Source organism: Pelomonas sp. CA6 (genome assembly GCF_022549225.1).
Taxonomy (GTDB): Bacteria; Pseudomonadota; Gammaproteobacteria; order Burkholderiales; family Burkholderiaceae_C; genus Roseateles.
Map to the genome: position 1 here is coordinate 261,485 of NZ_JAKZFD010000002.1, position 12,968 is coordinate 274,452.

11 protein-coding genes are annotated in these 12,968 nt (G+C 72.0%); 8 read left to right on the top strand and 3 right to left on the bottom strand.

What is annotated here, in order from left to right; all coding sequences use genetic code 11:
* Positions 1–7 precede the first annotated feature (7 nt).
* From LZ017_RS04975 to LZ017_RS04995, 5 genes are all read left to right on the top strand, one after another.
* On the top strand, positions 8–778 hold the full coding sequence (locus LZ017_RS04975; protein WP_241298966.1) for an ABC transporter substrate-binding protein: 771 nt from the start codon (positions 8–10) through the stop codon (positions 776–778).
* 140 nt (positions 779–918) lie between these two features.
* The gene (locus LZ017_RS04980) at positions 919–1,206 is read left to right on the top strand and encodes a zinc ribbon domain-containing protein (protein WP_241298967.1); all 288 of its coding nucleotides are present in this window, start codon (positions 919–921) and stop codon (positions 1,204–1,206) included.
* A 69-nt stretch (positions 1,207–1,275) separates the two neighbouring features.
* Positions 1,276–2,532, top strand: coding sequence for a formamidase (fmdA, locus tag LZ017_RS04985; protein ID WP_241298968.1), 1,257 nt, complete (start codon positions 1,276–1,278; stop codon positions 2,530–2,532).
* A gap of 225 nt (positions 2,533–2,757) precedes the next feature.
* On the top strand, positions 2,758–3,270 hold the full coding sequence (locus tag LZ017_RS04990; protein WP_241298969.1) for an AmiS/UreI family transporter: 513 nt from the start codon (positions 2,758–2,760) through the stop codon (positions 3,268–3,270).
* A gap of 523 nt (positions 3,271–3,793) precedes the next feature.
* The gene (locus tag LZ017_RS04995) at positions 3,794–4,042 is read left to right on the top strand and encodes an FmdB family zinc ribbon protein (protein ID WP_241298970.1); all 249 of its coding nucleotides are present in this window, start codon (positions 3,794–3,796) and stop codon (positions 4,040–4,042) included.
* A 19-nt stretch (positions 4,043–4,061) separates the two neighbouring features.
* Here LZ017_RS04995 and LZ017_RS05000 read toward each other — a convergent pair whose 3' ends face one another.
* Positions 4,062–5,312 carry an EAL domain-containing protein gene (locus LZ017_RS05000; RefSeq protein ID WP_241298971.1) on the bottom strand — a complete coding sequence of 417 codons (1,251 nt, stop codon included), beginning with the start codon at positions 5,310–5,312 and terminating at the stop codon, positions 4,062–4,064.
* Positions 5,305–8,100, bottom strand: coding sequence for an ATP-binding protein (locus tag LZ017_RS05005; RefSeq protein ID WP_241298972.1), 2,796 nt, complete (start codon positions 8,098–8,100; stop codon positions 5,305–5,307). The genes LZ017_RS05000 and LZ017_RS05005 overlap by 8 nt, the downstream gene beginning before the upstream one ends.
* A gap of 285 nt (positions 8,101–8,385) precedes the next feature.
* Here LZ017_RS05005 and LZ017_RS05010 point away from each other — a divergent pair, with 285 nt between their 5' ends.
* Entirely contained in the window at positions 8,386–9,543 is a 1,158-nt protein-coding gene (locus tag LZ017_RS05010) for a helix-turn-helix transcriptional regulator (protein WP_241298973.1), read from the top strand.
* Here LZ017_RS05010 and LZ017_RS05015 read toward each other — a convergent pair.
* Complete coding sequence (locus tag LZ017_RS05015; protein WP_241298974.1) at positions 9,540–10,295, bottom strand: helix-turn-helix transcriptional regulator; 756 nt, start codon at positions 10,293–10,295, stop codon at positions 9,540–9,542. The two genes, LZ017_RS05010 and LZ017_RS05015, sit on opposite strands and share 4 nt — an antisense overlap.
* Before the next feature lie 123 nt (positions 10,296–10,418).
* Here LZ017_RS05015 and LZ017_RS05020 point away from each other — a divergent pair, with 123 nt between their 5' ends.
* Together LZ017_RS05020 and LZ017_RS05025 are read left to right on the top strand one after the other, a co-directional pair.
* Positions 10,419–11,666: an amidohydrolase family protein gene (locus tag LZ017_RS05020; RefSeq protein WP_241298975.1), complete on the top strand. Its 1,248-nt coding sequence runs from the start codon at positions 10,419–10,421 to the stop codon at positions 11,664–11,666.
* 151 nt (positions 11,667–11,817) lie between these two features.
* Positions 11,818–12,957 carry an FAD-binding oxidoreductase gene (locus LZ017_RS05025; protein ID WP_241298976.1) on the top strand — a complete coding sequence of 380 codons (1,140 nt, stop codon included), beginning with the start codon at positions 11,818–11,820 and terminating at the stop codon, positions 12,955–12,957.
* Positions 12,958–12,968: the final 11 nt, after the last annotated feature.

The window sequence follows — 12,968 nt, forward strand, 5'->3', positions numbered from 1 at the left end:
CACAGCCATGGATTTCAAGAGCTTGATGCGTCGCCGCGACTGGATGGCAGCCGGACTGCTGGCCTGCTGCGGGTCGCCCGTGTCCGCGCAGGGCGAAGAGCCGCAGCTGTCCGGCTTCACCGAGAGCCTCGCGCCGCTGAACTACGAGGAACACGGCCAGCCGCGCGGCTTCAGCGTGGAGTTGCTGGAGATGGTGGCCGAGCAGGCGGGCCTGAAGCTCAGCGTCCAGGTGCTGCCCTGGTTGCGCAGCGTGCAGATGGCGCGCGGACGGCCCAACAGCCTGCTGTTCTCGCTGACCCGCACCGCGGAGCGCGAGGACCAGTACCGCTGGGTGGGCCCGATCAGCGAGCGCCGCCTGCTGATCTACCAGATGGCGAACCAACCGGCGCTGAAGCTGCGCAGCCTGGACGCATTGGGCACGCGCAAGCTGGGCGTGGTGCGCGAATCCGCCGCCGCGCGCGAGCTGCAGGCCGCCGGGCTGCGCCCCGACCGCGAGCTGGAGCTGGCACAGGACGACGGCAGCAATTTGCGCAAGCTGCTGGCCGGGCGCATGGACCTGATGCTGATGCTGGACTGGGCCGCCGCCTGGCATCTGAACCGCCAGGGACTGTCCTACAACAGCCTGCGCGTGGTGATGGCCCATGACGTGGGCAAGTCCTACTGGTACGGCCTGCCGCCGGACACCGACCCGGCGCTGGTGACACGGCTGCAGCAGGCGCTGGACCAGATCCGCCGCAACAGCCGCTACGAGCGCCTGCGCCAGCGCTACTTCCGCTGAGGCCCGACCCCTCCGCGCCGCCTCACCCAAATGGGTGAGGACGTCTCACCGCCGCCGGGGATTCGCGCCGGCCGCGTTTGCAAGACCATGCCTCCCGTTCGCCCCGCCCGCACCGGTCCGGGGCCACGGAAGGAATTGCCATGGTCCTGTACGAATATCTCTGTGACACGCACGGCCCGTTCGAGCTGATGTGCCGCCTCGGGCAGGCCCCCGGCGCCACCCCCTGCCGGCATTGCGGCACACCGTCGCGGCGGCTGTTCTCCGCGCCCCAGCTGCGCGTCGGCCAGCGCGTCGCCTGGACCGAGGCCCAGGACCACGCGCAGAAAAGCCGCCACGAACCCGAGCTGGTCTCGGCCCCACCCGCCAGCGCCACGGCGCGCCGCCAGGCGCCGTTGAACCCGCTGCTCCACACATTGCCGCGGCCCTGAGCCACGGCATTGCCGCCCGCCCCGAGCCCCGGGGTGCCGTCGTCCCCGCCCCCATGAAAGGGTCTCGTCATGCCTAAGAACCTGTTCCCGTTGGACAACACCAAGAAGTTCAAGGACCAGAAGCTGGTCGGCCACAACCGCTGGCATCCGGACATCCCGGCAGCGGTCACGATCAAGCCCGGCACCGTCTTCCGCGCCGACTGCCGCGAATGGTTCGACGGTGCGATCAAGAACGACGAATCCGCCGACGACATCCGCCACGCGCCGCTGAACGGCGTGCACGTGCTCTCCGGGCCCTTCCACATCGAGGGCGCCGAGCCGGGCGACCTGCTCATCGTCGACATCCTGGACATCAACGCCTGCCCGCTGGAGGACGCCGGCCCCTACTCCGGCCAGGGCTGGGGCTACACCGGCGTGTTCGCGCGCTCCAACGGCGGCGGCTTCCTGACCGAGCGCTTTCCGGATGCCTACAAGGTGATCTGGGACTTCCGCGGCGACGTCGCCACCTCGCGCCACATTCCCGAGGTGTCCTACACCGGCATCCATCACCCCGGTCTGATGGGCACGGCGCCGTCGGCCGAGCTGCTGGCGCGCTGGACCCAGCGCGAGACCGCGCTGATCGCCACCGACCCGATGCGCGTGCCGCCGCTGGCACTGCCGCCGCTGGCCGACGGCGCCATCCTCGGCTCGCTGAAGGGTGCGGACTTCGATCGCGTCGCCCGGGAGGCCGCGCGCACCGCCCCGCCGCGCGAGAACGGCGGCAACCAGGACATCAAGAACCTGACCGCCGGCAGCCGCGTGTTCTATCCTGTCTTCGTGCCCGGCGCCAAGCTGTCCTTCGGCGACCTGCATTTCTCGCAGGGCGACGGCGAGATCACCTTCTGCGGCGCAATCGAGATGGGCGGCTACATGGACCTGCATGTGGACATCATCAAGGGCGGCATGGCCAAGTACGGCGTGCGCGAGAACGCCGTCTTCATGCCCGGCAACCGCGACCCGCAGTACTCCGAGTGGCTGGCCTTCTCCGGCGTCTCGGTGGACAGCAAGGGCCGCCAGCACTACCTGGACTCCGGCCTGGCCTACGCCAATGCCTGCAACCACGCGATCGACTACCTGATGAAGTTCGGCTACACCGACATCCAGGCCTACATGATCCTGGGCACTGCGCCGGTCGAGGGCCGGCTCTCGGGCGTGGTGGACATCCCCAACGCCTGCTCGACGATCTACATCCCGCGCGCCATCTTCGACTTCGACATCCGCCCCTCGGCGACCGGCGCGCCGCACCAGGTCAAGCAGGGCTTGCAGGTACCGCGCTCGCCGGATTGATGGGCCCTCCCCCTGCCGGCTTTGCCGGCCCCCGCCAGGGGGCGCACCCGCAGGCCCGGCAAAGCCGGATCCTCGGGTGCCGCCGGGGAAGACACCGCGGCGGGGCCTCGAGGCCGGGTGGGGTGGCAATGACGAAGACACAAAAGCCGTTGCGGCCGGACGCCTGCGGGTCGGTGACACCGACCGGCCGGGTGGGCCCGGTAGACAGGGGCACAGGAGACAAACATGCTGGGACTGGTTCTGTTCTACGTCGGCGCGGTGCTGTGCCTCAACGGGCTGTGGCTGCTCGGGCGCATTGGCGACAACGAGATTTCCATCATCAACTACCTGGTCGGCGGCATCACGCTGCTGGCCTGTCTGGTGCTGGCCTTCGGGCCCGGGGCGGATGCCTCGACGATCAAGGCGGCGGCATTGACGCTGCTGTTCAGCTTCACCTACTTCTGGGTGGCGCTGAACCGCGGCAACGGGGCCGACGGCCGTGGGCTGGGCTGGTTCAGCCTCTTCGTCGCGCTGACCGCCATACCCGTCACCTTGCAGACCCTGGGCGGCGCCCACAGCACCTGGGACTACTGGTTCGGCCTTAGCTGGGCCGCCTGGGGCCTGCTGTGGTTCCTGTTCTTCGTGCTGCTGGCGCTGCAGAAGCCCATCGCCCGGCTGGTGGGCGCGCTGACCGTCGCCGAGGGCATTCTGACGGGCTGGGTGCCGGGGTATCTGCTGTTGAACGGCCTCATGAAGTAAGGCCCCCTCGTCTAAGGAGTCCCTTGGCCGGCCACTGGCGGGGCAGCGATGCTCGCGGGGGTGACCGCACTCGCACATCGCCAGATGGGCCGGCTTGGGGCGGCCAGGTGCTCGGCCCGGAATACCCCCAAGCCTGGCGGAACAGCCTAGCTGTCCCCAGGGGGTGCCGATGCACGGCCCGAGGCCGCGCTTCGGCAGGCAGCGGGCGGGGGCACAAGGCCCAGCGTGGAGTCGAGCCGTACCCGGCGAGCGACTCAAGGCCGGAGGGGTGGAGTCGCACGGATGGTGGTCGGGCCGGGCCGCAGTGCCAGGCGCGGTCCTCGGTCAAATCGCATTCGGGCCCTCCTTTGGGTGACTCTTCCTGGGCCCGCAGAAAAGTTACCCGGCTGCCGGGCCGGGCCCCGGCGGGCTTGCGCGCGGCGCACCAACAAAGCAAAGCGCAAACCCGCCCAAGAGCAATCCAACAAACCACCCCAAATCCAGCCTCAGCCCCTCCCCAGCTCAAACAACAGAAGGAGCCCCCATGCCGCTGTACGACTACCGCTGCACGCCCTGCGGCGACTTCCGCGCGATGCGCCCGATGAGCCAGGCCTTGCAGGATGAGCTGTGCCCCGGCTGCGGGCGCCCGGCCCCACGCCTGCGCGTCGCGCCCTTCCTGGCCGGCGCCGGTGGCGGCAGCAGCAGCGCCGGCCAGGCCGGCTCAGGCACGCGCGGCGGCGGCAGCTGGCGCCACCTGTGCGGCCTCGGCTGCCGGCACGCCGGCTGCAGCTGAGCCCGCGCCCCGCCCCTCGTCAGTGCAGCCCGGCGGCCCCTGCGCCGCCGGAACGAGGACGCCGCAGCGACAGGGCCTCCGGCGCGCAGGCCGGCCCGAACAGCTCGCCCTGCCCCAGCTCGCAGCCCTCCCAGCGGAAGAACTGCAGCTCCTCGTCGCTCGCGATGCCATCGGCGATCGCGCACAACCCCAGGGTCTGGCTCAGCGCGATCAGGGACCGCGCCTGCGCGCTGCGCTCCGGATCGCGGGCCGCGCCGGTCACGAAGCGGGGCGGCAGCTTCAGCCGGTCCGGCTTCGCGCCGCCGGGTCGAGGCAGCAGCAGGCCGCCGGTGCCAAAGTCCACCAGCGTCAGGCTCAGCCCCGCGGCACGCAGGGCCGGGTCTTCGCCCCGCAGCTGGGCCTCGTCGACCAGCAGGTCCAGCACCCCCGGCAGCGGGCCGGCCTGGCGCCGATCCGCGTCCAGCGCGTCCAGCAGGACCTGGCGCAGCGACGCCTCCACCAATGCCTGCGACGCGAGCGGAATGGAAACGCTGGCCAGCTCGCCGTCGCGGGCCCAGGCGCGCATCCAGCCCAGCGCCTGCGCCACCAGCTCGCGCATCAGGCGGGCCAGCGTGGCGCTCCCGGGCGCCAGCGCCAGCACCCGCTCGGCCGTCAGCAGGCCCGCCGAGGTCCGCCACCGCGGCAGCATCTCCACGCCCACGCAGCCATGGCGGGCCAGCGCCAGCTCGGGCCGCGCCTGCAGCACCAGCGCGGCGCGCGCGTCCAGCGCCGCCAGCTCCTGCGCCAGCGCCTCGTCGGCCGCGCTGCGCGCCCGCGCGGCCTCGGGCTCCAGGGCCTCGCCGCGCAGGCTGCGCACATGCCGGTAGGCGCGCAACCCGCCGATCACGATGGAATGCAGGCGCTGCGCGGTGACCTCGGTCTTCAGCACATAGCCGTTGATCTCCTGCTCGCGCATCAGATCGCCCTCGGGCGCCATGCCGGGCTGGCCGGTGCGCAGCACGATCTGCATGTCGCCGTCGCGGCGCGCGCCGCGGATGTGCTGGACCAGGCGCACGCCGGCGTCGTCGCTTTCCATCACCACGTCCAGCAGCGCCAGCGCGACGTCCGTGTGCCGCGCCAGCAGCTCGCAGGCCTGCCCCGCCGACGCGGCGCTGAGCAGCTCGATGCCGCGGCCCTCGAAGGTGAGCCCGGCCAGGATCAGACGCGAAACCTCGTGGACGCCCGGCTCGTCGTCCACCAGCAGCACCTTCCACGGACTCAGCTCATTCATGACTCGGCATCCTGGGCAAGGCGCTCAGTATGTTCCACACATCGGGGCTGTGGCGCACCACGCGCGCAAAGCGCAGCACGAAGCGGGTGCCGCGGCCCGGCTCGGACTCCAGCAGGATCTCGCCGTCCAGCTGGCGCGTGACGATCTGGTTCACGATGTACAGCCCCAGCCCGCTGCCGCCCTGCAGCCGGCGCGTCGTGTAGAAGGGCTCGAATACGCGCGCATGCAGCGGCGCCGCGATGCCGCGGCCGTTGTCGGCCACCTCCAACAGCACCTCGTCGTCCGCCACCGCCTGGACGCGCACCCGTATCCAGGCCTCGCCGCCCACGCGCGCGCCGGGCGCGTCGAAGGCATGCTGCAAGGCATTGATCGCCAGGTTGGTCAGCACCTGGGCCAGCGCCACCGGATAGCCCTGCAGCGGCAGCGCGTCGGGCAGCTCCAGGCGCAGCTGGACCTGCGCCTCTTCGAAGCGCGGCCGCAGGCCGGCCAGCGTGTCGCGCAGCAGTTCGGGCAGGCCGAATTCCTGCCGCGCCTCGGCGATGCGGTCGATCGCCAGCTGCTTGAAGTTGCTCACCAGCTGACCCATGCGCTGCGCATGGGTCAGCAGCAGGCGCGCCGATTCGGCCGCCTCGCCCAGGTAGCGCTCGGCCGCGGCGCCGTCCAGGCCGCCATCGCGATGCGCGGCCTGCGCGGCGCGCGTACGGTCGGCGAGGAAGGACGCGGTGCTCACCGAGATGCCCACCGGGGTGTTGATCTCGTGCGCGATGCCCGCCGCCAGGCCACCCAGCGAGGCCAGCTTCTCCGTCTCCACCAGGCTGGCCCGCGTGCGCTCCAGGTGCTGCATGGACTCCAGCAGCTCGCGCCGGCTGCGCTCCTGGGCCTCGTGCAGCAACACGATCCACCAGCTGCCCAGCGCGGCGACCGCCAGGGTCGCGAGATAGAGCTGCTCCATCAGCACCAGCAGCCGGTCGGGCGCCATCGCGTCGCGCGGGTCCATGAAGCGGTAGGTGAGCAGGAACACCACGCCCAGCAGCGCGGCGACGCTGCAGAACAGCGCGGTGAAGCGGCCCAGCTGGCGCAGCATGCGCGGCCTGAACCGGGGCGGGGACGCCTGCGCGGGCGAGCCCGCTGACGCGCTCGCGGCGCGCCCCGCGCGCGGCGACGGTGCCGGGCCGGCGGCCAGGGCCGGCTTCTTGCAGAAATCGTGGCAATGCAGCTCCAGGCCGCAGCACAGCGAGCACATGGGCCCGCGGTAAAGCGGGCAGTGCAGCATGTCGGGCGCCTCGTAGCTGCGCTGGCAGATGCAGCATTCCACCAGCGTGGTGCGCGGCACGCGGCGGTAGTGCTCGTCGGGCCGCGCCAGGTAGTAGCGGCCGCGCGTCGCCAGCCCGATCAGGATGGCCGACACAAAGGCCGTCGCCAGCGCGGCGACACCGAAGAAGGCCCGCCCCCAGGGCCCGAACACGCCCAGGTAGGACAGGATGGCCAGCGCCGCCGCGATCACCGTCGCGCCGCAGCCCACCGGATTGAAGTTGAACAGATGGCCGCGCTTGAACTCGATGTAAGGCGGCGAGATGCCCATGCGCTTGAGCACGACCAGATCGGCCAGCAGGGCGCCCACCCAGGCCAGCGCGACGGTGGAGTAGACCGACAGCACCGCCTCCAGCGTCTCGAAGATGCCCAGCAGCGACAGCAGCAGCGCGATCACCACATTGAACAACAGCCAGACCACGCGCCCCGGGTGGTAGTGGGCCAGGCGCACGAAGCAGTTGGACCAGGCCAGCGAGCCGCTGTAGGCGTTGGTCACATTGATCTTCACCTGCGACAGGGTGACGAACAGCGCCGCCAGGGCCAGGGCCAGCGCCGGGTCGTCGACCACCTGGCGGTAGGCGTGGACGAACATGTGCACCGGCTCCACCGCCTGCGCGGGGCTCGCGCCCATGCGCAGCGCCAGCACGGCCAGCAGGCTGCCGATGACGATCTTCAGCGCGCCCACGCCGATCCAGCCCGGCCCCGCCAGCAGCAGCGCGCGCCACCAGGCGCGGCGGTTCGAGTCGTCGCGCTCGGGCAGGAAGCGCAGGTAGTCCGCCTGCTCGCCGATCTGCGCAGTCAGCGAGAACAGCACCCCGGTCGCGATGCCGAACGCCATCAGGTTGAAGCCGCCCTGACCGCCGTCCAGCCCGGCATAGGCGCTCCAGTCGCGCAGCACGCCGGGGTCGCGCAGCAGGATGGCGCCCAGCGGCAACAGCAGCATCGCGACCCAGAAGGGCTGGGTCCAGGCCTGCAGACGGCTGATCGCGGTGACGCCGTAGAAGACCACCGGCACGATGGCCAGCGAGCACAGCAGATAGCCCAGCGGCAGGCTCAGCCCCAGAACCAGATGCAGGGCCTGGGCCCAGATCGCCGTTTCCAGCGCGAAGAAGATGAAGGTGAAGGACGCGTAGATCAGCGAGGTGACCGTGGAACCGATGTAGCCGAAGCCGGCACCGCGGGTCAGCAGGTCGATGTCCACATGTGCCTCGGCGCACCACCGCGCGATCGGCAGGCTGACGAGGAAGATCACGACCGCGACCGCCAGCACCGCCAGCATGGTGTTCAGGAAGCCGTAGTTCAGTGTCAAGCTGGCGCCGATGGCCTCCAGCGCGAGAAACGAGATGCCGCCCAGCGCCGTGCGCGCCATCACGCGCGGCGGCCAGCGCCGGTAGCTGCTGGCGGCGTAGCGCAGCGCATAGTCCTCCAGCGACTCGTTCGCCACCCAGGACTGGTACTCGCGCTGGACCCTCAGCATGCCGGCCGCCCCGGCTGCCGCGCGGGCATGGACGACCGCGCGGGCGCGCGCGGCGTTTCGTCGCGGGTCGCCCCAGGCGAGCCTGGGACGAGGCGCTGCTGTGTCATGTCTGGACCTGCCTTCATCGGGACCGGGAGTGAGCCCCTGCCGCGCGCAGCGTAGCCGCGCTCGCCAGCGCGTCGTCGCGGGTTTTCCCGGTGGGCACCGGGCCGGGTCCGGATTGACAGCGTGACGACGAACCCGAGAATGACGCTCCGCCTTCGGGAAACAGGAACGGCCAGGCCCATGACACGCTCGTCACCGGCGGATCGACACGACAGCCACCGCTCGCTGAGCGCGCTGGTGCGCGCCATCCATGCCGCAGGCGGCGACGAGGCGCGCTGGCCCGACGTGCTGGAGCGGGTGCGCGCCCACCTGGACGCGCGCGTGGTGCTGCTCACCCACCACGAGTTCAGCAGCGGCGCCGACGCCACGCTGTTCGAATCGCCCGGCGACGCGGGTTTTGGGGTCAAGCTGGCGCAGTACGGCGCCCGCATTCCCTGGTTCCTGTCCAGCGGCGACTACCAGCCCGGCCGAGTGATGACCGGCGACGAGCTGATACGCCCGGACGAGCTGCGCCGCACCGACTTCTACCGCGACTTCCTGCGCCCGCGTGGTCTGCTGCACCTGTTGTGCGGCGTGGTCGACCAGCGCCGCCGCGGCACGCATGTGCTGGCCGCCTACCGCGCCGAGACGCAGGCGCCCTTCGAGGCGCGCGAGCGCGCCGAGCTGGCCGTGCTGCTGGACCACCTGACCCTGTCGTTGCACAGCCATTGGCGCTGGCAGGAGTCCAAGGACCTGGCGCAGGCCTTGCTGGGCCTGGCCGACCAGGAGGCCCAACCCACGCTGTTGGTCGATGCGGACGCGCGGCTGCTTTACCGCAACCCGGCCGCCGCCGAGCTGCTCGCGCTGCGCCAGGGCCTGCGCCTGGACGGCCCGCGGTTGGGTGCCGCGCATCCCCAGGACCAGCGCCTGTTCGCCGAGACCGTCGCCCGGTTGGCGCGCGCCAGCGCCGACGGCAGCCTGCCGCCGCCGGCCGTGCTGTCGCTGCTCGGCGAGGCCCCAGGGGTGCCGCTGATCGTGGTGCTGCGCCCCGCTGGCCCGGTGTTCCGCTGCGAGGCCGGCACCGCCCAGGGCCTGGTGATGGTCGCGGTGCGCGGCGCGCGCAGCGCGCACGACCCGGCCTCCTGCCTGCTCGCGCGCCGCTACGAACTCACCGCCGCGCAGGCCAAGGTCAGCGCGCTGGTGTTCGCAGGCCAGTCGCTGGCGACGGTGGCGCGCTCGCTGCAGCTGTCGGAAAACACGGTGCGCAGCCACCTGAAGCAGGTCTTCCAGAAGACCGACACCCACGGGCAGATGGAGCTGGTCCACCTCCATGCCCGCGTCTGCACCAGCTTGCCCTAGGCACGGCGCGCGCCGCCACCGCGCTGCAGATGGCGGAAGTGCTCGAACAGCCAGGACCGCATGCCCATCACCAGCGTGTAGGGGCGCTTCTCCGCCTCGGGCAGCTTCTGGTCCAGCAGATGCTGGCGTGCGAAGTCCTCGGCGACGCGCTGCAAACGCTCCACCAGCTCGCGCGCCATCCCGTGGCCGAGCTGGCCGTGGACCAGCATGAGCAGCTCGGCATCGCCGTCGAAGCCGCCAGCGAAGAAATCCTGCGCCACCTCGGCGCGGAAGAACTGCATCACCGGCCCATGCGGGCGCCAGCGGAAGGTCTTGGCCACCAGCAGCTTGTAGCGGTTCAGCGGACGCAGCTCGATGATGCCCAGCCGGTCCAGCTGGACCAGATAGCGCGTCGCCTCGGCCTCGCTGATCCGGTAGCTGGCCAGCACCTGCTCCAGCGTCCACTGGCTGAGGCAGCAGATCGCCATCAGCAGCAGCTTGGGGTCGGCCACCACCGCGCGCTCCTGCGCCAGGCTCAGCTCGCGGCGCAGCGGCATGGCCTGCGCCATGCGGGCCGCGAGCTCGGTGAAATCCATCTGCAGCACGCGGCAGAGCTCATCCACGCGTGACAGCGGCATCTCGCCGCCGGGCGCGAGCATGCGCTTGACGCTGCTTTCCGACAGCTTCAGTTCGCGCGCCACCTCGGCATAGCTGAGCCCGCGCTGCTTGAGTTCGGCCTTGATCGCGGCCACCAGGGTCTGGGTGCTGGACATGGCGCCACGGTAGCGCAGCTTGCGCCCGCGCGGTGCGCGCCGTGGCACTGGCGCGGGAATCCGCAGGCCGGCGCGCCACAGCCCGCGAGCATCGCGCCACCTCCACGGCAAGACCTGACCCCGATGCAACGACGACATCTGCTGTGCTGCGGCGCCGCCGCGGCGGGCGCCCTCTTCACCGGCCTGATGGCGGGCGGGCGCGCGCTGGCCGCCGCCGGCCCCGAATGCGCCGCCTCCACCCTGCCGCCCGCGTTGCGCGAGCATGCGCTGCTGGCGCGATGCTGGGAGGGGCTGGACCCCGGCCAGCTGTGGGACGTCCACACCCATCTGCTGGGCACCGGGGACTCCGGCTCCGGCTGCCGCATCGACCCGCGCATGACCCAGTGGTGGCACCCGGTCGAATCGCTGCGCCGCCGCGTCATCCTGCGCGGCGCCTGCGTGGCCGAGGACGCGCCCAGCATCGACCGCGCCTATGTGCAGCGCCTGCTGCAGCTGGCCGCCGACTTCCCCGAGGGCGCGCGCTGGATGCTCTACGCCTTTGACGAGGCGCTGGACGAATCCGGGCGGCCGCGCCCGGACTGGACCTGCTTCCACGTGCCCGACCACCATGCCGCCGGGGTCGCGGCGCGCCACGCGCAGCGCTTTGCCTGGGTGGCCTCCATCCATCCGCTGCGCGAGGACGCGCTGGCGCGGCTGGACGCGGCGCTGGCCGGCGGGGCGGTGGCGCTCAAGTGGCTGCCCGGCAGCATGGCCATCGACCTGCGCGACGCGCGGCTGCGGCCCTTCTACGACCGGCTGGCCGCGAGCCGGCTGCCGCTGATTGTGCATTGCGGCGAGGAGAAAGCCGTGCCCGGCGCCGGCCGCGAGGACCTGGGCAATCCGCTGCTGCTGCGCGAACCGCTGCGCCACGGCGTGCGCGTGGTCGCCGCGCACTGTGCCTCGCTGGGCATGGCGCTGGACCTGGAACGGCCGCGGCCGCGGCCGGTGCCCGCCTTCGATCTGTTCGCGCGCCTGATGGACGAGCCCGCATGGCGCGGCCAGCTGCTGGGCGACGTCTCGGCGGTGTTCCAGTTCAACCGCCGTGCCGAGGTCTGGCAGACCCTGCTGCGGCGCCAGGACTGGCACGACCGGCTGCTGCATGGCTCCGACTATCCGCTGCCCGGCGTGGGCCCGTTGTACCGGCTGGGCGGCCTGGTGCGCGCCGGCCTGCTGGCCGAGGCCGACCGCCCGGTGCTGGAGGCGGTGCGCGCGCACAACCCGCTGCTGTTCGACCTGCTGCTCAAGCGCCGCGTGCGCTGGCGCGGCCAGCGCCTGGCGGACCCGGTGTTCGCGACGCGGCGGCACTTCGAGCGCGGCACGGCGCCGGCCTGATGCGGATCGGCGCGCGCCTCGGCGGCCGGAGGCATCACGCTCGCGGCAAGGCGCCCGATCGCGCTGAAGTCCACGCTGCGTGACCATGCTCCGTTCGCGCCGCGGCCAAGGGATATCCTCTGCATCACGACAGCTCTGCGCGAGAGTCCCCATGAGCCCCACTCCCATCACCGCCGACTGCCTCGTCATCGGCGGCGGCATCGCCGGCGCCTCGGTCGCGCGCTGGCTGTCGCCGCACTGGCGCACCGTCGTGCTGGAGCGCGAAAGCCAGCCCGGCTACCACGCCACCGGCCGCTCGGCCGCGCTGTTCATGGAAAGCTATGGCAATGCCCAGGTGCGCGCGCTGACGCGCGCCAGCCGCGCCTTCTTTGAACAGCCGCCACCCGGCTATTCCGAGCACCCGCTGCTGACGCCGCGCGGCATGCTCTTCATTGCCACCGAGGCGCAGCGCGAACCCTATGCGCGGCATTGGGAGGTGCTGCGCGCCATCGCCCCGGACGCGCAGCAACTCTCGCCCGAGGCGGCCTGCGCCATGGTGCCGGTGCTGCGCGGCGAGCGGCTGTTCGGTGCGATCTACGAGCCGCAGGCGGTGGACATGGACGTGCACGCGATCCACCAGGGCTTTCTGCGCGAGCTGCGCCATGCCGGCGGCAGCCTGGTCTGCGATGCAGAGGTGCAGGCCATCGAACGCCAGGGCGCCGACTGGCGCGTGCGGACCGGCTCGGCGCTGTACCAGGCGCCGGTGCTGATCAACGCGGCCGGCGCCTGGGCCGACGAGATCGCGCGCCTGGCCGGCGTGCCTCCGCTGGGCCTGGAGCCGCGGCGCCGCTCGGCCTTCACCTTCGCGCCGCCGGCCGGCCTGGACACGCATGCGTGGCCGCTGGTGTTCAGCGCCGACGAGGACTGGTACCTGAAGCCGGACGCCGGGCTGCTGCTGGGCTCGCCGGCGAATGCCGACCCGATGCCGCCGCAGGACGTGCAGCCCGAGGAGCTGGACATCGCGCTGGCCATCCATCGCATCGAAGAGGCAACGACGCTGACGATACGCCGGCCCAGCCACACCTGGGCCGGGCTGCGCTCCTTCGTCGCCGACGGCGGGCTGGTGGGCGGCTTCGACGACGCGGCGCCGGGCTTCTTCTGGCTCGCGGGCCAGGGCGGCTACGGCATCCAGACCTGCGCCGCGATGGGCGAGGCCTGCGCGGCGCTGGCGCGCGGCCAGGCGCTGCCGCAGCGCCTGGCGGACTTCGGACTCAGCGCCGCGATGCTGTCGCCGGCGCGGCTGGCTCGCTAGGCGCCGCGCCC

Excerpts from the sequence above, each read along its gene's own strand:
- LZ017_RS04975 (WP_241298966.1), top strand. The coding sequence starts at position 8 with ATGGATTTCAAGAGCTTGATGCGTCGCCGCGACTGGATGGCAGCCGGA.
- LZ017_RS04980 (WP_241298967.1), top strand. The coding sequence starts at position 919 with ATGGTCCTGTACGAATATCTCTGTGACACGCACGGCCCGTTCGAGCTG.
- fmdA (WP_241298968.1), top strand. The coding sequence starts at position 1,276 with ATGCCTAAGAACCTGTTCCCGTTGGACAACACCAAGAAGTTCAAGGAC.
- LZ017_RS04990 (WP_241298969.1), top strand. The coding sequence starts at position 2,758 with ATGCTGGGACTGGTTCTGTTCTACGTCGGCGCGGTGCTGTGCCTCAAC.
- LZ017_RS04995 (WP_241298970.1), top strand. The coding sequence starts at position 3,794 with ATGCCGCTGTACGACTACCGCTGCACGCCCTGCGGCGACTTCCGCGCG.
- LZ017_RS05000 (WP_241298971.1), bottom strand. The coding sequence starts at position 5,312 with ATGAATGAGCTGAGTCCGTGGAAGGTGCTGCTGGTGGACGACGAGCCG.
- LZ017_RS05005 (WP_241298972.1), bottom strand. The coding sequence starts at position 8,100 with ATGCTGAGGGTCCAGCGCGAGTACCAGTCCTGGGTGGCGAACGAGTCG.
- LZ017_RS05010 (WP_241298973.1), top strand. The coding sequence starts at position 8,386 with ATGACACGCTCGTCACCGGCGGATCGACACGACAGCCACCGCTCGCTG.
- LZ017_RS05015 (WP_241298974.1), bottom strand. The coding sequence starts at position 10,295 with ATGTCCAGCACCCAGACCCTGGTGGCCGCGATCAAGGCCGAACTCAAG.
- LZ017_RS05020 (WP_241298975.1), top strand. The coding sequence starts at position 10,419 with ATGCAACGACGACATCTGCTGTGCTGCGGCGCCGCCGCGGCGGGCGCC.
- LZ017_RS05025 (WP_241298976.1), top strand. The coding sequence starts at position 11,818 with ATGAGCCCCACTCCCATCACCGCCGACTGCCTCGTCATCGGCGGCGGC.